This is a genomic window from Streptomyces sp. ITFR-21, from assembly GCF_031844685.1.
Lineage (GTDB): Bacteria > Actinomycetota > Actinomycetes > Streptomycetales > Streptomycetaceae > Actinacidiphila.
On the sequence record NZ_CP134607.1, the window covers coordinates 1 to 18,676 of the forward strand.

The 18,676-nt window shown below is 68.6% G+C and carries 15 protein-coding genes; 10 read left to right on the plus strand and 5 right to left on the minus strand.

Annotated elements, in window-relative coordinates; all coding sequences use genetic code 11:
- Window positions 1–557: 557 nt before the first annotated feature.
- Window positions 558–3,068, plus strand: coding sequence for a DEAD/DEAH box helicase (locus tag RLT57_RS32230; protein ID WP_311301226.1), 2,511 nt, complete (start codon window positions 558–560; stop codon window positions 3,066–3,068).
- 1,051 nt (window positions 3,069–4,119) lie between these two features.
- Here the strand turns inward: RLT57_RS32230 and RLT57_RS32235 are convergent.
- Window positions 4,120–5,403 carry a replication-relaxation family protein gene (locus tag RLT57_RS32235; protein WP_311301227.1) on the minus strand — a complete coding sequence of 428 codons (1,284 nt, stop codon included), beginning with the start codon at window positions 5,401–5,403 and terminating at the stop codon, window positions 4,120–4,122.
- A gap of 952 nt (window positions 5,404–6,355) precedes the next feature.
- Here RLT57_RS32235 and RLT57_RS32240 point away from each other — a divergent pair.
- From RLT57_RS32240 to RLT57_RS32250, 3 genes are all read left to right on the plus strand, one after another.
- Window positions 6,356–6,535 carry a hypothetical protein gene (locus RLT57_RS32240; protein WP_311301228.1) on the plus strand — a complete coding sequence of 60 codons (180 nt, stop codon included), beginning with the start codon at window positions 6,356–6,358 and terminating at the stop codon, window positions 6,533–6,535.
- A 268-nt stretch (window positions 6,536–6,803) separates the two neighbouring features.
- Window positions 6,804–7,310 carry a DUF6233 domain-containing protein gene (locus tag RLT57_RS32245; protein WP_311301229.1) on the plus strand — a complete coding sequence of 169 codons (507 nt, stop codon included), beginning with the start codon at window positions 6,804–6,806 and terminating at the stop codon, window positions 7,308–7,310.
- Window positions 7,311–7,585: 275 nt separating this feature from the next.
- Window positions 7,586–8,356 (plus strand): hypothetical protein, encoded by a 771-nt coding sequence (locus RLT57_RS32250; protein WP_311301230.1) that lies wholly within the window; start codon window positions 7,586–7,588, stop codon window positions 8,354–8,356.
- Window positions 8,357–8,396: 40 nt separating this feature from the next.
- Here RLT57_RS32250 and RLT57_RS32255 read toward each other — a convergent pair whose 3' ends face one another.
- A complete protein-coding gene (locus tag RLT57_RS32255) occupies window positions 8,397–8,810 on the minus strand; it encodes a hypothetical protein (RefSeq protein WP_311301231.1) in 414 nt (137 codons plus the stop codon).
- Between the two features lie 152 nt (window positions 8,811–8,962).
- Here RLT57_RS32255 and RLT57_RS32260 point away from each other — a divergent pair, with 152 nt between their 5' ends.
- A complete protein-coding gene (locus RLT57_RS32260) occupies window positions 8,963–10,678 on the plus strand; it encodes a PIN domain-containing protein (RefSeq protein ID WP_311301232.1) in 1,716 nt (571 codons plus the stop codon).
- 224 nt (window positions 10,679–10,902) lie between these two features.
- Here RLT57_RS32260 and RLT57_RS32265 read toward each other — a convergent pair whose 3' ends face one another.
- Together RLT57_RS32265 and RLT57_RS32270 are read right to left on the minus strand one after the other, a co-directional pair.
- A complete protein-coding gene (locus RLT57_RS32265) occupies window positions 10,903–12,972 on the minus strand; it encodes a Shedu anti-phage system protein SduA domain-containing protein (protein ID WP_311301233.1) in 2,070 nt (689 codons plus the stop codon).
- Between the two features lie 106 nt (window positions 12,973–13,078).
- Window positions 13,079–13,471 (minus strand): hypothetical protein, encoded by a 393-nt coding sequence (locus RLT57_RS32270; RefSeq protein WP_311301234.1) that lies wholly within the window; start codon window positions 13,469–13,471, stop codon window positions 13,079–13,081.
- 251 nt (window positions 13,472–13,722) lie between these two features.
- On the opposite strand from RLT57_RS32270, the gene RLT57_RS32275 reads away from it, so the two are divergent.
- The 4 genes from RLT57_RS32275 (at window position 13,723) to RLT57_RS32290 (ending at window position 16,900) form a co-directional block, all read left to right on the plus strand.
- Complete coding sequence (locus RLT57_RS32275; protein ID WP_311301235.1) at window positions 13,723–13,932, plus strand: hypothetical protein; 210 nt, start codon at window positions 13,723–13,725, stop codon at window positions 13,930–13,932.
- A gap of 500 nt (window positions 13,933–14,432) precedes the next feature.
- On the plus strand, window positions 14,433–15,554 hold the full coding sequence (locus RLT57_RS32280) for a DUF6192 family protein (protein WP_311301236.1): 1,122 nt from the start codon (window positions 14,433–14,435) through the stop codon (window positions 15,552–15,554).
- Window positions 15,555–15,556: 2 nt separating this feature from the next.
- On the plus strand, window positions 15,557–15,985 hold the full coding sequence (locus RLT57_RS32285) for a RacP protein (protein WP_311301237.1): 429 nt from the start codon (window positions 15,557–15,559) through the stop codon (window positions 15,983–15,985).
- Between the two features lie 60 nt (window positions 15,986–16,045).
- Window positions 16,046–16,900 (plus strand): IS5 family transposase, encoded by an 855-nt coding sequence (locus tag RLT57_RS32290; RefSeq protein WP_311301238.1) that lies wholly within the window; start codon window positions 16,046–16,048, stop codon window positions 16,898–16,900.
- 146 nt (window positions 16,901–17,046) lie between these two features.
- Here the strand turns inward: RLT57_RS32290 and RLT57_RS32295 are convergent, their stop codons facing one another.
- Entirely contained in the window at window positions 17,047–17,652 is a 606-nt protein-coding gene (locus RLT57_RS32295) for a hypothetical protein (protein ID WP_311301239.1), read from the minus strand.
- A 652-nt stretch (window positions 17,653–18,304) separates the two neighbouring features.
- On the opposite strand from RLT57_RS32295, the gene RLT57_RS32300 reads away from it, so the two are divergent.
- Window positions 18,305–18,676, plus strand: a complete 372-nt coding sequence (locus tag RLT57_RS32300) for a hypothetical protein (protein WP_311301240.1) — start codon at window positions 18,305–18,307, stop codon at window positions 18,674–18,676.

Here is an 18,676-nt window from a genome sequence, read left to right on the forward strand (position 1 = left end):
CCCGCGGAGCGGGTACCACATCGCTGCGCGATGTGCAAGCGAGACGCCTCGCTTCGCTCTGCGTGACCGCGCTCCGCGCGGTCTGCCCGGCGTAGCCGGGCCAACCCCTCCGCTTCGCTCCAGGGTTGACGGCCCGCCATGCGGCGGGCTCCGCCCGCCTCCTGGCGGGCCTTGGCCCCTCGCTCCGCTCGGGTCCTGGCGGTGCGCGTTGCGCCCCGCAACCGGTGCGGGAACAGCCGTTCGGCGCGGCCCGTACGGGGCGGGCAACAAGCAGGCTGGCTAGGAGGGGAGGGGTGGGCACGGTTGGCCGGCCCCGGGCGGGGACGGGGCCGGGGTGTGGGGGCGGTGGTGGCTGGGGTGGTCGGGTTCGAGCAGGGGTGGGTGGGGGGTGATCGGGTGTGCGTGGGGTGGGGGTCAGTTCCGGACAGTTCCGGTCGTGGGGGCGGATCGGTGGTGCGTCATCTTGGCAAGTGCGCTAGCCTCTGGACTCAGACACCACCCCCGGAGCACACCCGCCGGGGGCCGCGCATCGTCCCGGGATGGGGGAGCGTCAAACCATGGTGGCAGTAGTCACAGCAGAAGCGGAAAACACGGTCGTGGAGATGGACCCGCTTCCGCATCAGATCGAGGCGTCCGATGCAGCGGTGCGGAAACTCGAATTGCAGCCGGGTCAGGAAATGCCCGCGCAGGGTCTACGCACGCAGGTCATTGCGGCGACCGGATCGGGAAAAACCTTTATGGCGGTACTGACCGCACGGAAATTGCGGGCAGGTCGGGTATTGGTCCTGGTGCCGACTCTGGATCTGCTGACGCAGATGGCGGCCGCGTGGCGGGCCGGCGGGCGTACGGGGCCGTTCTACGGGATCTGCTCGCTGCGGGCGGATGAGGCGCAGGGGCTCGCGGCGTGCACGACGGACGTGGACGAGCTGGTGGCGTGGACCAAGGGCCTGGAGACCGTCACGGTGTTCGCCACGTACGCCAGCGTGGGTCTGGGGACGCTCCAGCGGGCGCATGAGGCGGGCCTTTCGCCTTGGTCGCTGGTGGTGGTGGACGAGGCCCACCGGGTCAGCGGCAGGGGCAGTAAGCCCTGGGCTGCGATCCACGACAACACCCGCATCCCGGCCGACCGCAGGCTCTACATGACGGCCACCCCGCGTGTGTGGGAGGCGCCGGAGGCCGAGGAGGGCGGCAGCGGTGCGCCGGTGCTGGTCGCGAGCATGGAAGACGACCCGGACGGGCTGTTCGGCAGTGTGGCGTACAAGTTGACGCTCTCGCAGGCCCGCAATTTGGGCTTGGTCGCGGCGTGGCAGGTGGTGTGCGTGGACGTGACCGACCCGGAGCTCCAGGCGGCCGCGCTGCTCGGGATCGAGGCCCGCTCGGACAACGTGCGTGGCTCCCGTCTCGCGGCGCTGCAGACCGCCGCGGTGAAGACCTCTGCGGAGCGGGGACTTCGCAGGATGCTCAGCTTCCACTACCGGACCAGCGAGGCGGAGGCGATGGCGGCCGGGGTGCCGGCCGTGGCGCAGAGGCTGTGGGAGGACGACCCCGAGACCTACCCGGAGCCGGATCGGGTGTGGTCGGACTGGTTGTGCGGTGAACACAGCCCCAAGCGCCGGCGGGCGACGCTGGCCACGTTCGCGGACCCGGTCGGCGAGCGCGTCGACGGCGACCTGGTCCCGATGCGGCTGCGGCTGCTGAGCAGTGTTCGAGTCCTTGGTGAGGGCGTGGACACGCCAGGTTGTGACTCTGTGTTCTTCGGGGACGTGCGCGGGTCCGCGGTCGACATCCTCCAGATCGTCGGCCGGGCGCTTCGGATGAAACCCGGAGAGGGCAAGGTCGCGTCCTTGGTGGTGCCAGTTTTCTTGGGCAAGGGCGAGGACCCGGACGCCATGCTGACGTCCAAGGGGTATGAGTCGTTGGCCCGGATTTTGGCTGCTCTCCGTAGTCATGACGCGGACACCGTGGAGGCTCTGGCGGAGCAGCAGTCGAACACCCGGAGTCGGAAGCCGTCGGCGGCGGAGCGTGACGCGGCGGGCCGGGGTGAGGAGCGCGGAACGTCGGCTCCCGCAAAGAGCCTGCTTTCCTTCTCCACCCCGCGTGATCCTGCCGTGCTGGCGCTGTTCATGAAACTCCGGATTCTCCAGCCGGAAAACACGTACTGGCGTCAGGGAATCCAGGCCGCGACCCGGTACGTGAAAGAGAACGGGGATCTGAAAGTCCCGTACAGCTTCACCACTCCGGAGGACTGGCAGCCCGCTGACTTTCCGCTGGGGACGTGGATTGCCGATCAGCGGAGGTTCTTCAATGCGGGTGAGATGAAGCCTTCGCGGGTCAAGGAACTCGAAGAGTTGCAAATGGTGTGGTCGCACTGGGACGTCGCTTTCCAGGAGGGGCTGTCAGCAGCGCAGGGGTGGGCGGCGGAACATGGTCACCTGCTGGCCCCCACGACAGCGGTCTTCAACGGCCATCCGGTGGGGGTATGGCTGAAAAATTTGCGGACTGCCGGTCGGCGGCTGGCGGAGATCGAGGCGCGGCGCGAGCAGGGGCTGCCGCTCGGCTCCACCACGGGTGCGCTGACCGAGGAACGCAGGGACGCCCTGGAGGCCATCGACCCATCGTGGTGCCCGGCGTGGCCGGTGACCTGGCAGCGCTGCTACAAGCTGTGCCGCAACTTGATCGAGGTCGGCGCCCCGCTGCCCGGGCCGGGCGAGGCCACGGTGCAGGGCGAGGACTTGGGCGCGTGGGTGCAGGCGCAGCGCCTGGACTGGGACCAGCTGCTGCCCGCGCAGGTCTGGATGCTGGAGAACATGCTGCACCTGTCCCCGGCAGAGGCGTCTGAGCGGCCGCCGGCACCCCGTACGCAGGCGGACAAGTGGAACGCGAACATGGCGGCGGCCCGGCAGTTCCACGCCCGTGAGGGCCACCTGCAGCCGTCCAGGAAGGCTGTGGAAGTCGTGGACGGCGTCGAACACAAGATCGGGCTGTTCGTCGACAACGCCCGGCGTAGGGCGGACAAGTTGAGCGCGGAGCGACGCCAGGAGCTGACCGAGCTGGGCATGCGCTGGTAGGACCGCGCGGCGAAGGGCCGGGCCCGGACTCCCTCGAGGGGTCCGGGCCCGGCCCTTGTGAGCGGCTGTGGCTGCCTCGCTGACGCGGGCTGACCAACCGGCCCGCGCTGCTGTCACCAGGCGGCCACAGGCCCGTACAGCGGCCCTGACGGGGTGTCCCGGTCGTATCGTCGGACCGGGTTACCTGTGTCCGATGCGGCTGAAGCCTGCGCCCGTCGGCGGTTGTGACCAGCGAGGTGAAAGTCTGTGCGCACGGTCGGCCGCTGCGGCTGCGCAGAGCTACTTTGCATGTTCGGCGTCAGGCTACGTGCCGATCACTGGTCCGCTCTCGCCTGCGACGGTCATGCCACTCCGCAAGTACCAGAAAAGCCGTGATGCCCACCGCCGGAAGCAGCGAGGCACGAACCCCTCGGGCCCAGCCGTCACCGAGCCACCACGGGCTGGTGAGCGTGCCCAGCCCCACGCACAGCACAAATCTGACCAGGGCCAACCCCCACACACGTGAACTCCCCACCACGACCCCGTCTCACCCGAAACCCATGACAACAGCGACATCCGAATGGCGGCCCGCTCCCGCCAAGGATGCGCAGCTGCCCCTGGCATCAGCAACCCCGTACCAGAGACAACAGCCTGCCCATCCGGTCAGCCGGTCCGGTGCGGCTGGAGTCTGCATCCGTTGGCGGTCGTGACCAGCGAGATGAAGGTCGTGTTCTGCGACTGGCCCAGCGGATGGTCAACCCGACTTGCATCTTCGGTGACCCACGGCCTACTTCGCGCTGTTCGACCACCACGACGGAGCCGACGTCACACGATTCGCAAGGTCACGCCAACGCTCGCAAGCCCCTTCGCAAGGTGGAACTGCAATCCGCAAGGTTCAGCCGTAAGGGACAACCTGTCGCAGACCTGGACAGCCCTTGACGCCCCCGCTACGCTCCAGGACCTCCCCCGAGCGGACGCGAAGGCTGGAGCGAGCAGCTCAGCGGCACTGTCGCGGCAGTGACACATCCGGCCCCCGCCACTGTCACCAGGCCGACATGCGCGGGCCCGAGGTTCACCGCTCGTCTCCGGTGGCGGCGTCGTCCCACAGGCGGGCGAGCTTCTTCATCTTCTTCTCCCGCTTGTCGAACCACTCCGAGCGCGCCCACTCCTCATCCAGCCGCTTCTGCTCGGCTGCCTCACGGCGCTGTTGCTCGGCTTCGGCGGCGCGCTCACCCTGCTTGCGGCGCTGGCGGTACTCGGCGGCTGTGTGGGTGTCGGTGAGCGCCTGGAGCAGCGGTTCGGGCTCGCCGCCGCGTTCCTGCGCGACGCGGAACCACACCGGCCCCATGGGCCCGTGCTCCTGGAGGCGGTCCAGGGTCGTCATCACCAGCGGGACCTTGCTGGTGAAGTCGAGGTAGAAGTCTTCGTCGATGGTCGATGCGTAGCCGTGCAGCCCGTAGCCCTGGTCGGCGTGTTTCTGCCCGGTCCAGTGCTCGCGGGACAGGTCGGCCACGGTGCGCATGCGGTTGGTCAGCGCGGTGGGGCCGGCCCCGGTGAGCACGATCGCCAGCGGCGGCAGTCCGGGCAGGCCGGTGCGGGGGTAGAGCGTGGTCCAGAACGGCACCGTGTTCATCTCGCCGCGGATCGTGCCGCGGCCTGTGCTCGAGGGCAGTGCCGGGTCGCGGACGCGGCGGGCGTAGAAGTCGGCGTAGGCGCCGACCTTGTCCGCCAGGACGTGCGCGGGCTCGGTGTAGCGGTCGACCTCCACCATCAGCAGCGGCAGCCCGGCGTCCTTGTCCTGGAACACCGCGTCGGCGCGGACGTTGCGCTTGCCCGAGGACGACAGCGGGTGCGGGACCTCGGTGCGCCAGGAGGTGACGCTGCCGATCCCGGCCGGGACGCCCGGCGACCTGCCGCCCCGGGTGAACGCCACGATCGTGGCGTTCACCGCCATCGCGTGCGGAGCGCCCCCGGTGCCCGCTCCCCGCGCGCGGCCGCCCATCACGTCCGGCTCGCGCTTGAGGTGGGTGGCTGCGGAGTCCAGGCCGACCGGGGTCAGGCCCCACAGCTTCTGTGACGGCTCACCGCGGCGGTCCGGCGCACCGAACTTCCCCGCCGGGCCCGCCGTGCTGCCCTCCGAGAGCACCTTGCCCTGGGCCTGGAGCACCAACAGGGCGTTGCGGATCGCCTTGTTGTCGGACAGGTGCGGGCGGACCAGCTCCATGATCTGCGTCGCGGTCGCCACCTTCAGCACACCCAGCACCCGCAGCACGTCCTCCTGGTCGCGCACCGTCGACCGCGGCCGCCGCGCCTTGTTCTCCCCCGGCTTGGTCACCGGGCCTGCCGTGTCCGCCACTTGCGCCTCCCCTGCGCCGTTGTGCTGTGGAGGCTGTCCATGGTCGCCCGAGCCGCCGACAGCCCGGCGGCGCCCCCTTGGTCGGCCGACGCATCAGCGGCGGCCAGCGGCCCGGCCAGGGCCCGCCGGAGGCCACATCCGCGCCTGGACCCCTCGCGCCCTTCCACCCGCCCCAGCCGCGCCGTCTCCTTTTCATCGGTGCGGCCAAGGAGGGTGGAGGGCAGAGGGGTTGTCGGCATCACCGGTGACCTCGGGGCAAGGGGCCTGACCAGGGGCAACGATCCGTCCGGGCGTGAAGGGGTCGGGTGCACTCGCGGGTGCTGGCTTGGGGACACCCATGAGGAACCGGCGGTAGTCGACCCCGCGCACCTGCTCCCGAGACCGGCCGACCGCGCACACAACCGCCGCCGCCGGCCGCCAGCCGGTGCCCGCCGTGCCGTTCGACCCGACCCCCGTGCACTTGACCCAGCCCGCTGACCTGCCCGAACCCCGGCCCGCGCCGCTCCCCCGTACTTTGCCGCGCCGCAGCAGTGCACTTCCGTGCCGCTGCGCGGGTCTCCCCAGCCTGCACCCCGCGCCAGCCCCGCCGACCACCGCCACGCACCCGTCACCGTGTCCACCACCGCGACTCCCTTCCGGCCCGCCGGCGGCCACCACCGTCGGGCCGCCGCAGCCTGCACGCGCACCCCTTGTCCGCGACCTGTACCCACCCCGCAACCCCAGCGGTCCAGGACAAACGCGGGCGCCGGCCGCCCACGGCGCGGCGTGGTCAAGGGGTCGGACAAGGGGTGGCCTGCCGTGGAAGCCCGCAGCGCGAGGTCCGCCCGAAAGTCACACCAGTCACGCCAGCCTCAAATTTGTTCACTGCCGCCGGGAAACGCCGCCGGTTGCCACGGGCGGCCTATGGGCGGGGGCGCAACCGGCTCCCGCTACCCGGCCAAAGGAGACGGCCATGAGGCGCAACCCGAGGATCGACCACCTGGCGCGACTGGTGGACAACCTGCTGGACGGCCTGGCCGCGCACGGCCGCCCCGCACCGACCGCACCCCAGATCCGCGCGGCGCTGCGGGAGCTCCAGCACGGCGGCCGCCGCGGCCGCCGCGCCCGCCGGCGGCCGGGCGCCCGCCGGTAACCGATACGCCGCACTGTTCCTTCGCGCCGCGATTGCCCAATTCCCCGCCCATACCCACCGTTCCCCACCGTTCCCCACCGATTCGGGCGGTTCGAGTGCACGCAGGTGAGCAGCTGGGGCGGTTGCCCACCTGCGTGCCCGGGTCACCGCTTTCCACCGTTCCACGGCTGTGACCTGCGGTAGTGATGTTCGTGGAACGCGCGATGGGTCCGTGGGAACGCGCCGTTCCACCGTGGAATCGAACGGGGAATCGAACTAGGTTGGAGGGGTGAGCGACGACCAGGAGCAGGAGCACGGCGTGGGGCAGCCGGCTGCGCTGCCGAAGGCAGACGGGCCGCTGGTCGACGTGACCCTGCCGGACGGGCAGCACCTGTTCGCCGTGGTGAAGTCCCGGATCCGGGAGCCGGACGGCTGGTGGTACGACCTGCAGATCCACGTGCCCCACCAGAGCAGCGAGCGGGGCCGGCTCCTGGCTCTCCCGGCCGCCGTGGACTTCCGCGCCCCCGCCGCCCTGTGCGAGCCGATCGACGGCCAGCCTTACGACCAGATCCCCACCGAACGACCCGGGGTCACCCCGGCCTGGAAGGTCGAAGAGAAGGTCTACTTCGGTCCGGAGCGGGGACCTGCCCGCATCGTGCACCGCGGCGACTGCCGCGCCGCCCGCGACCTCGCCCGCCCGGCGAGCACCGAGCAGGCCCGCGCCGCCCTCGAGCGGCCCGACGCCGCACCATGCCCGCTGTGCCGGCCCGACCGGCCGCTGCGCAGTGCGGCGTAGCCGCGCCCGGTGCCGTCAGCCGTCGTCCAAGGCCGGGAGCTGGAGGCCGTCCGGCAGCGCTGTAGTGGTGGCCTGGCCGTGCCAGGACCGCGCTCCCCGCGGGACCACCGCGCGGCGCAGCCGGAATTTCGCGCGGGCCCAAGAAGGGACTTCCTCGCAAAACGCTTCTCGCAGTCACACCGGGGCGTCGTCCTCAGGCCGTCGTCGACGGAGATGTCGCCTTGGCAGGGTCCCCCAGTTTCAAGGGCGCCGTTTTGCTGCAATGATCCGCATCCATGACAGTCGAAAGCCCCTCCCCCACTGACGAGTTCGCGGACGACACGCAGACCGCAGAGCGCGCCTCCGAGGCGATCAAGGTGATGGTCACCGCGTTGGACACCATGGTCAGCGCGGATGGAGTGCTCATAGCTCCGGGGGTGTCACCGCGCGTCTTTCCCATCGCCTACGGCTGGTTCGCCGCGGTCGTCCGCAACAGCCAGCTGATCGCGCTGGCACACCACCACGGGCTGCGCCATGAGTGCGCGGCCAACGCGCGCTTGATCCTGCAGCACACGCTCGCCCTGCAATGGCTTGTGGAGGGCGGAGAGCCGGCTGCCGCCGCAGTCGAGGACGCTCAGCACCGCCAGATGCATGCCCTGATCAAGGAGGTCGTGGACACCAAGTGGCCGGTCCCGGCCGGTCTGGAGGTGCCGTCCGGATCACCCCCGCCGAAGAAGGGCCGGCTCGCGGAGGATTTCGAGAACTTCAAACATATGTGCCAGCTTTACGACGGCGGGCCCCAGCTGTACGTGCCGTACAAACTGACCTCCAGCAACGCCCACCCCAGCTACACCGGCGCCATGGCGTATCTGGTGCCCGACACCGGCCAGCTGTCGACCACGGCCGTGACCGACACCTACGCTCATCTGATCGACTCCACCCGCTGTCTGATCCAGGCTGGACACGCTTTCGCGCCTCTGCTCGCCGACACAGCGGTGGCGGACGCGGTAGGGGAAGCCGAGAGGACGCTCGGCATGCAGTTTGGTCTGTGGCAGCGCCTGCCCTAGACACGGACGTGGGTCCGGCCTCGCCACAGCTGTGGCGACCTCAGCGGGCCGGCTTGGTGTTCGAAGGGGAGGCGCCCATCCTCCAGTCCGAAGGCTTGCGGGAGCGAAAGGTCTCTCCAGCCTCGATGCGCGCCTTGTTCCGGGCGAACTCCAACTCGGCACTGCTGGGAGCGCACTTCGGATGCCCCCAGCCCAGCCCGACTTTCCGGATCAGCTCACCCCGGCCGTACTCGCGCATGCAGGCCGGGCACGTCCCGCCGAACTGTGCCCGGATCGTGCCCCGCGGCACGGGTGCCTTCCCTGGCTGCTTGGCTGTGGTGACCGCGCTGCGACCGCCTGCTTTCTTCTTGCTGGCGGTAGTGCGCCCGGCCTCTCGCCACTGTTTGCCGGTGCGTTTCTTCGGCTGTACGGCCCGGGCGGCCTTGGCGGTCTTCTGTGCCGGGGTCTGTCCCACGTTCGTGAGCGTAACGGGGCCGACCGGCTGGCCGCGCTCGGCGCACCGCGGATCCACCGGATCCGGTGAACGTTGCGAAAGGCATCGACGTAAAGCTGGCGACCGCCGGCCCGCCTCGGAGGGATGATGCCGTTGGACATGGAGGCACACAGTTGATCATCTTCGATACGAATGCCGTGAATCTTCTCCCGACCGACGGGCCGAGAGCCGACATCCTCCGCAAGCTGCGGGGATCGGGCCACCACCGAGTGGTCGTGCCCTGGATGGTGTTGGAAGAGATGGCTGCCCATCAGGCGTTCTTCTATCCAGCCAGGTACCAGTCCGTCGAAGCGGTCCTGCATAAGTTGCAGGAGGTGCTCCCCTGGAAGGTGCAGAGCAATCTGGAACCGCTGGACGTGGAGCGTCTCCTCGAGCACTGGCGGCAGCTCTACAGGGAGATCTTCGAGGTCATCGAGACCAGCGGTGAAGCCGCGCAGAAGGCTCTGCAGCGCGAAGCCATGGCTCTTCCGCCGGCCAAGCGGGTCCAGCGCGGCAAGGATGAGTTTTCGATCGGCTCTCGCGATGCGGCTATCTGGTTTTCCGTCCTCGAATACCTGCGAGCCAACCCTGACGAGCACGTCTACTTCGTCACCAACAACAGCAGCGACTTCGGCGACGGGTCGCACTACCCGTATCCGATGAACGAGGACGTTGCGGGCATGGAGGACCGGCTCACGCGACTCACTGACTTCGATGACGTCGTCGCTGAGTTCACCAAAGAGGTCTCCGGTGCGGAAGCGGAAGCTGCGGCTGACCGGCTGCTGAGGTCGATCGCCATTCGGTCACAGGTGGCACAAACAGCGGTGGAGGTCTTGGATGCAGCGACAGGGTTCGTGGGCCTGGGCGGTACCGACAGCGCGGTGAGATGGCGCGCCTGGGTGGCGGCGCCTGAGACTGAACTGCTTGGCCTCAGTGGGGTCACCGGCCATGAAATCGAAGGTGAGATCTGGTACACCGCCAAGGCCCGGTGGCTGCTGTACGGGGCCGTGGACGGCGACAGCGACGATGCCGAATACATCGCGTGTGTGTGGGAGACGAAGATCCTTTTTTCCGCCGGGGAGGAGGACCAGACTCCGACCCTGCTCACGCAGGATCAGCCCTCACTGCCCGACACGGGTGATCAGCAGTGCATGGAAGTCCTGCGGAGGCTGAAAGCCACGACGGCTGAGGCTGCCCAGCGCGCCTTGGATGCCCTTACTACGCGATCTTCCGGTGCTGCCGCCTACATCGCTCAGCAGATGGCGGCCAAGCCGACCGCAACCATCGCGCAGATCGCGGGCGCTAAGCACGTCAACACGCTCATGGAGCAGGTGGCGGCCACCAACCTCAAGCTCGGCAGTGCGCAGTCGCTGTTCGGCCCGCTGCCGAAGTCCATTGACATCTCAAGCATCGGGATCGGCAAGACAGCGGCCGAGCAGGTCTTCGGGAGCATGCCGAAATCCACGCTCGACATCGCCAGCATCATGCCGAGCGTGAAGCTCGCGCAGTCGGCCATCGGCTCCCTACCCAAGTCCGTCATCGCCGACCTCGGGATCGGCAAGACAGCGGCCGAGCAGGTCTTCGGGAGCATGCCGAAATCCACGCTCGACATCGCCAGCATCATGCCGAGCGTGAAGCTCGCGCAGTCGGCCATCGGCTCCCTACCCAAGTCCGTCATCGCCGACCTCGGGATCGGCAAGACGGCAGTGGAACAGGCTTTCGGGACCATGGCAAAGGACAAACTCGCCGGCTACTCCTTCCCTTCCGAGGCGAAGCAGGCAGAGTCACAAGATGAGCAGGAACCTGACGATGGTGCCGAGGAAGCAGACCAACCCGAGGACCACAACTGAGGGGTCTGACTAAGTTGCGGTCTGCACCGATGCCGTCAGTCATGGCTGTGGGCTCGTTACCAGGCGCCGGTGTAGACGGATCCCAGCGGCCGCTGCGATGTGGCGATCCGATTGTCCAAGGCCGGCACCGGCGCGGCGGCCGCGCAGCTCGCGGGCAAGGTGACGGCCGGTCTCGGACCGAAGGTGCCCGCAATGCGCCGCGGAGCGGGACGGCACGAAGCGCCTTACCGGTCTTCAACGATGAAGCACGCCCGCTGGTAGAGCTCGTCGAACGTGATGATCTCGACGTCCTGGATCGATGTCCGGTACAGCTCGAAGGAACTGATCTTCTCTGAGTTCACGGCGCCGTTGTCGGTGAACTCGCGCAGGCTCCCGATCACCAAGACCTGCCGGGGCCTTGTGGTGGACAGTTCGACACCGGTCAGGGCGCCGTCCTCGTCGCGCATCCGGAAGAGGAACTCGTGGGAGATGAGCTGCAGGGCCCTGGAGACGGTCTTCTGCACCTGCGCCACGCCGCCGCCTAGTTCTTTCGACGCCTGGAAAACGCCCCGGCGGTACGGGGCCTTGGCGAGCAGCTCCGTGTCGTGGGTCTTGATCTCGCAGAAGAGCATGCTGCTGATCAGGCCCTTGGACCGCATGATGGCGTCGATGCGTTTTCCGGCTCCGCCGAAAATGTTGGCGCCAGCGGTGATGCGTTCCAGTTTGCCGTCGTCGATGGATTCGCAGGCGATGAGGTTGAGCCCGTAGCCGAAGATCCACTGGTTCGCCTCGAAGAATGCCTGCCAGACCGCTTCCGCCCCGCGTGTCGTTGCCCGGCTCTCCTCCTGCTGGAAGTAGTCCGGATCGTTAAGCAGCTGCTCGAACCTCTGGAGCTGTTCCTTGCGGTTGCTGATCAGCCGGATGTCCTCCTCGGTGAGGCCACCGCCGATCGCGGTCCGGACCGCCCCGAGGACCGTCGTCCGGTCATGGCCGGTCAGCAGTTGGGTCAGCTGGGCCTCGTCTGTGGCCACGAGCTGGAGGGAGTCGCCGGGTGTGTTCAGCCCGGCGCAGCCCTGGAGGAAGTTGATGACCTTCCAGAAGTTCTCGTGGACGTCCCCGGTATCGACGATCGCCTTGACGGCTCGGGTGATCCCGGTGTCGGGCACCGTCTGCTCGGCGGAGACCTCCCCCGGCTTCCTCTTGTCCTTCTTCCACAGCTTGATCCTCGGCGTGAAGGTGTCGCCCTTCTTGATGATGGTGACGCTGCACAAGGTGGCCACCCGGGGCCGGTCGTCGAGGACGAAGTCGGTGATCATCCGGCGTGCGCGGGTGTCGTAGAGGTAGTGGAACCCGCTGCTGTCCTGCGAGCTGCGGATCTCCAGGTCGGCGAAGTCCCTGCGGGTGACGTCGAACTCGGTGGTGGAGAAGGGGAGGCGCAGACCGCGAATGATGGGCGTAGCGGGCGCCGCGCCCTGGGTTCGCCAGTCCGGCGAGATGTTGGGCAGCGGCCGGGTGTCGCCTTCGACCACGAGGCCCCGGACGTCGGTGCGCCCGAGCTGGCTGAGCAGGGTCTCCAGTGTCCGCCAGATCACCTCCTTCACCTCCGGGGTGCAGGTGGGCTGGAGCTCGCGCTCCAAAGTCAGGACCGCCTCGTAGGTGTCCGCCGTCCAGTTGTCATCGGGCATGGGGTGGAAGAAGCCGCCGTCGCGGCGCAGCGTCAGGACAGCGGTGCGCAGCAGGTCGCGTGCGGTCTCCTCGCCGGTGCAGTCCAGGAGGCTGTAGGTCTGGCCGAGGACCAGGTCGAGCTTGCCCGCGTCGTCGTCGTTCAGCGGCAGTGGGACCAACGGGCCCGTGGGCGGTATTCGGACCGCTGTGTAGATGGGGCGGCCAGAGAGGGAGTCGTGGGGACGCAGGCTCCACCCGTCTGGTGCCAGCAGCCGGTTCAGCTCCTCGACCTGCTTCATCGCCTCCCCTACGTCGGCTGCGACCTCGGGATGGACGGTTCGTGCCAGGAAGTCGAGCAGCACCTTGTCCGGCCCGTCGCGCAGCTCCAGCCGAGGGTCCTCGAAGATCCAGTCGTCGTCCAGGTCGGGGTTGTTGAACCGGTGCTGCTGGATGTCGGCGCGGACAGTCGGGAGCCGGCCATTCAGGGACGGAGGTCGGTCCAGGTCGTAGAGGCCTTCCAGGAACGTGACCTCGTCTAGCTTCCCCCACCAGGGCCTCGATATCCCGCGCAGGTAGTCGAAGATGTCGCGCCGCGTCACCGCAGTAATCGATAGCTGCGCGGGTGCCGGGGCGGGGGCGCTGGACGTCATGCGCCCAGGATGGACGGCAGAGCAGCCAGCCGCCGGTCGATCGAGACTTTCCATCTCCCCGGACGCGCCGTCGCCCCACGTAAGCGGCCTGCTCCGGCGGCCGATGTCACTCCGGGAGTTCGCCCTCATCGACCATGCGCAGCAGCTGCTCGCGGACCTCTGCCAGCTTCACCGGATCGTCGGCGACCTCCGCCGTCACCACAGCCCAGCCCACGCTGGGGTCACCCTCCACGACCTCCACGACCCGGTCGTCCGTACGCCCGGTGGCCGCCATCGCCAGGACCGTCGCGAACTCGCGGCGCACTTCGTCGGTGAACAGCTCTTCGTTGACTTCGTAGCCCGTCCCGTCGAAGCCGGCCTCCGAGGCCTTCTTCATCCCCTTCAGCGCATCGGCCAGGGCGCCGAACTTGTCCGACTCCATACGCAGGCGCAGCGTCTCCAGGTACATCGCGCTCAGCGCACCCGCGTCCGGTCGTTCCATGCTGTCCTCATCGCTCATCTGCCCACCCTTCCCCCGGCGCCGCGGCGCGTCCAGACCAACTGCAGAGTGACGTGACCGGCCCGGTCTCGTCTCGTTGGTCAGGGCGGTGCCGCTCGAAGCGCTGCGACGGTGCCCCGGCTGAAGCACACCCGCACGCCGTGAGGCGGGAAGTAGGCCCCAGCTGCTCCGCGGCATCGCAGCACGCCGACGTGGCCTGCCCGGCCACAGTCGCAGATCACGGCGGCGGCACCGGAACCGGAAGGTTCACCATGTCCTCTCACGCACGCCACAACGACGCCCGCCGCTACCAGGAGACGTTCGGGGGCTCACACGCGCAGGCGCTGCGCCAGGTCCGCGAGCAGCTCCCGCCCGTCCGCGAGGCTTCCCGCGCCCTGACCAGCTCGGTGGGAGATGGCAAGGTGGTGCCGCCAGTGCTCCTGGTCGCTCAGAGCCTGTGTCTGAACCTCGGATTTGGGTAGCTTTGCGTCCTAGGCTGGGTTGATGTCGGATGGCGCCGGGGAAGTCGCTGAGCGGTTCTGTGAGGGCTGCGGGAGGCGGTTGTCGTTGGAGGCTCAGGCTTGGGCGAGGTTCTGTTCGTCGGCCTGTCGCGGCCGGAAGTGGCGGCAGGACCAGCGGTTTCGGAAGCGTGTGGCGGCGGAGTTGAGCGGGGCCGGGCGGGCTGAGTGCCCGGAGTGCGGGGCGACGTGGGTCGTCGGGGTGGATCGCCGTTCGAATGCGGTCTACTGCTCGCGGCGGTGTGTGACGCGGGCCTGGCGGGCGCGAAAGGAATCGTTCGGTGAACGGTCACAGTGACCGCATCGCGAACGCGCCTGAATCGCCTCTTCGGTCAGAAGTCGGTCATCTGCGGTCGTTCGTTGTGATCTTCGTATTTGCGGTCTGACGCTCGGTGGGAGAAGCGGGCCGGGTCTTGTCACGGCCGCGGGGCCGCGCCCCGGCTCCGCGGTAGGTGGTGGATGCCATGCCCGAAGAGACCGAAGTCGCCGACGACAAGGTCGGCAGTGTCAGCGCGAGCCGGTACGCGCAGATCGTGGCCGAGCTGCGGAAGCTGGTGGAGACCGCCACCGTCATCCAGTTCGCGATCGGCGACGCCGCCCTGGAGGTCGAACCGATGCGGGGCCGCGGCGGATCGGCCCCGGCCGACGAGCTGTTCACGGTCAGGGACTCCCTGCACCGCCTGGCCGAGGACATCGGCGTCTCCTACCGCACGGTGGAGGGCGCACGCTGGGCGGCGTCGAAGTGGCCGGCCGAGCACCGGGCGGCGGGGGTGTCGTTCACGATCCACAGGACGCTGGCCGGCATCTCCGACCCGGACGAGCGGTTCGCCGCGATCCACACCCCGCCCGAGGGCAAGGCCCGGTGGACACCGGACGAGGCCAGCCGGCGGGTCGGACGCCAGGTCGCCAAGCCGGTCACCCCGCAGGAGAAGATCAGCGCGATCCACACGCTGGCGAAGGACGAGGACGTCGCCGCGGCCGTCACGGGCGACCTGCTGCGGCGCCCGTCGGTGGTCGCGCAGGTCAGGCACGAGGACAAGGTCCGGGCAGTGACCGAGCTGACCCGCGAGGACCAGGTCGCGGCCGCGGTCGCCCCGGACTTCCTGCGGCGCCCGGCCGTCGTCGCCCAGGTCGCCCCGGCGGACAAGGTCCGCGCCGTCGAGGAACTCACCCGCGACGAGACCGTGGCGGCCGAGGTCACCACCGGCCTGCTCCGGCGCCCGGACGTCGCGTTCAAGGCGATGTCGGACGACACCGCCCGTCACCAGGTCAACCACGCCCAGGTCGAACGCGGCCGACAGGCCCGCGAGCACTTCGAGGACACCAGCCCCGTCGCGCCGGCGGTGAAGAACATCGACCGGTCGGTGGAATTCCTGGACCTGATCACCGCCTGCCACGCGTTCGTCGCCGCGGCCGGCCGGGTCGTCCCCGGCATGCGCGACCGGCAGCTCGGCGATGACGAACGCGTCATCGTCCACGAGAACGTCGCCCGAGTCCGCGCAACCCTGGACTGGATCGAGACCGCGGTGGACACCGGCAAGGTCGACGTCGACGGCGAGCTGGCCCGACTCCTGCAAGGCGAGTAACCGTGCCGCGCGCCTCCGAGCGCAGATCGCCGGCCGCCCAGCGACACGCCGACACCGTCCGCTTCGTGCTGTTCGAGGCACGGCCGGCCGGTCTGACCTTCCCCCAACTGGTCAGATCCAGCGAGCTGTCACCCAGCCAGACCCGATCTGGCCTTGCCTGCCTGCGGGACACCATCACCGAACGCAACTGGCCGCCGCTGATCTGGACCCTGAAAGACGGCTACCAGTTCTGCGCCGACCCCGACCAGCTCCAGGCATACGAGGTCGCGGTCATCCGCGGCAAGCTCACCGAGATCCGCCGGTTCATCACCGGCACCGTCGCCCCGCACGCGGCCCTCCAGCCCAAGGGCCGATGGATCAAGCACCTGAACACCCAGCTCAGTTCGGTGGAATCCACCCTCGACGTCATCGCCGACTACACCAGCGCCTGACCGGTGGGCCCGGCCGCGAAGAGGCCGGGCCCACCCCGTCGCGAAAGGGGAGGCAAGCCGATGCCGCGCAAGCGCTGCTACCCCTCGGATACCTGGGATGACGAGTGGGCCCTGATCGAACCGCTACTGCCGGTCCCGGCCTGCGACACCCCCACCGGCGGGCGGCCGGAGAAGCACCCGCGCCGCGAGATCGTGGACGCCATCCGCTACGTCGTGGACACCGGATGCAAATGGCGGGCCCTGCCCAAGGACTTCCCGCCCTGGCGGACCTGCTACGGCTTCATGGCCCGCTGGGCAGCCGCCGGTGTCATCGGGCAGATCCGTGACCAGCTCCGCAAGCGCATCCGCCGCGAGATGGGCCGGGCCCCCGGAGCGGTGGCCACCGTCATCGACTCCCAGTCGATCAAGGCCGCCGACACCGTCGGCAAGGACTCCCGCGGCTACGACGCGGGGAAGAAGATCAATGGCCGCAAGCGGCACCTGGTCGTGGACACCAAGGGCCTGCCGCTGTTCGTCATGGTCACCCCGGCCGACGTGACCGACCGCAACGCGGCCAAGGAAGTCCTCTTCCGGCTGCGGCTGATGCACCCCGAGATCACTATCGTCTGGGCCGACTCGGCCTATGCCGGACAGCTCGTGACCTGGGCGAAGACCTACCTGAACCTGACGATCAAGACTGTCAGCCGCCCGAAGAACACTCCCGGGTTCGTCGTCCTGCCCCGGCGCTGGGTCGTGGAGCGCTCGCACGCCTGGGTCATGCACGCCCGCCGGCACGCCCGCGACTACGAACGGCTCATCCAGCACTCGGAGTCGTTGATCACCTGGGCCGCGATCACCCTCATGACCAGGCGAATCACTCAACGGCAGTCCCGCAGAACCGGACAGCCGACCTCCCGCGAAGCCCAACGCGACTGATCATCTTCAATACGGCGGCCGCCGTATTGACCAATACCCCGCCGAAATCCCAACCGGTCCCATTGTCCCACCACGGGCGTCGGACTGTCTCGTACTCACCCCACCTCGCGGCCGAGATGGGGGCGATCGGCAACGGAGTCAGGCACTTACAGAAGGGGGGAGGGGTCATTGTGGAGGCAGTAGTCCGTCCAGGCCCTGAGATCGCTGCCCGATTGAAGTGAGTAACGTTCTTTGCCGCTCGGGTCTTGGCGTTCCAAGGCGTCGGCGAAGTTGTAGTTGTCGGCTGAGTCGGCCTTGAGGAGCTTGGCGAGCGCGGGGTCGCTGCTTGCAGTTGCGGCCTCGCCGAGCTGCTGTGCGTAGGCCCTGTACTGACCTATATGAGCGCTCAGGCTGTCCGTACTCGCGTTGCTCTCGATGTTCTGGGTTTGTGCCTGGTGCGCGCGGTGGCAGGCGTTGTGTATCGAGGCGGTTCTGGTGCTTTCCTGGGCCTTTCGCTGGTGGATCTGGTGATCATGGTGATCTTGCCAGAGCACACCGAAGACCACCGCGGCCGTCACGGCGAGGGACACAAGGGTGTTCTTTACCGTGATGCCGATCTTGCCCCACGGCAGATCCCTGAGCCACGAGCCTCCCCCCACGGTGAAGTTGTTGTGCTGAACGCCGTGGTCACCGGTATGGATTGCGGTGGGGCCATTGAACTCGGCCCGATCCTCTCCCTCGTTGCCGGCTCGGTCCGGCCTCTGGGCGGTCATACGCTCGGGCCGAAGTTGTTGTGCTGAACGCCGTGGTCTCCGGTATGGATTGCGGTGGGGCCGTGAAAGGTATTACCTACGACTGTGCCTTGGTCCGGTCGGCCCTGGGCGGAGTAACGCTCGGTAAGCGCTTGGAGTCCGGCGACCGCCTGGGCACGCTCAGTACCCTCCAAGCTCTCTAAAAGCGCCTCGAAGTGGCTTTGCCACAGGGCCTCCTGCCGAGTGACTGCCGCTTGTTCGGGCGCTGCCGCGAGTACGGTGGCAGTTCGGTCCATCTGCTGCAGCTCGACCAGTTCACGCTCAGGATTCCCCCGAGCCAGAAGGCGCGCCACGGCCTGTCGGATCTCCGCCCACCCATCGGTACCCGCCGCTTGGACCACTGCAGTCCCACCGGCCGCAGCCAGCGCCGCCAACGCCTCCGTGAGCATCCCGCGTCCCCCTTCGCAGTATGTCGATTACGACTGGTCACAAGGTTAGCGTCGGCCTCCACACGGCACCGCAATTACCGCCAGTCGTGCCCCGCACACTTGGCCGCCGCCCGCCGAAACTGCGAACCACTCAAGGGCGCCGACAGCCACAGTTACGCCGACCCTCGCGGCGACCAGGCGGTCGAAGTTTCACGCGTTCGATTTCTGGGCTTCGGAAGATGCCCATGCCTGGATCGAAAACAGGCACTCAAGCCGACCTGGCCCGGTGGGCTATCAAGCACCTCAACGAGGTGATCGCGCTCGGACAGCGGCTCCCCCACAACCTGTGCGAGTGGGCTCGCCTGTCCTCCTACGCCATGACCGACGCCCACGCCTACACGCAGATGATGGCGGGCACCAACGGTGCTTTCTTCCAGATGCTGGGCTGGGACGACGACCGGATCCGCCGCCACCTCCAGGACTGCGACGCTGACCGCTACGTCACCCGGGACGCGGTTGCCCACGCGGCCGGCCTGTTCGGTCAGCCCCTCCCGCCGGGCACCGACCTCGGCAGCTGGTGGACCATCGGCAGCCAGTACGCCGCCGAACGCCCCTGA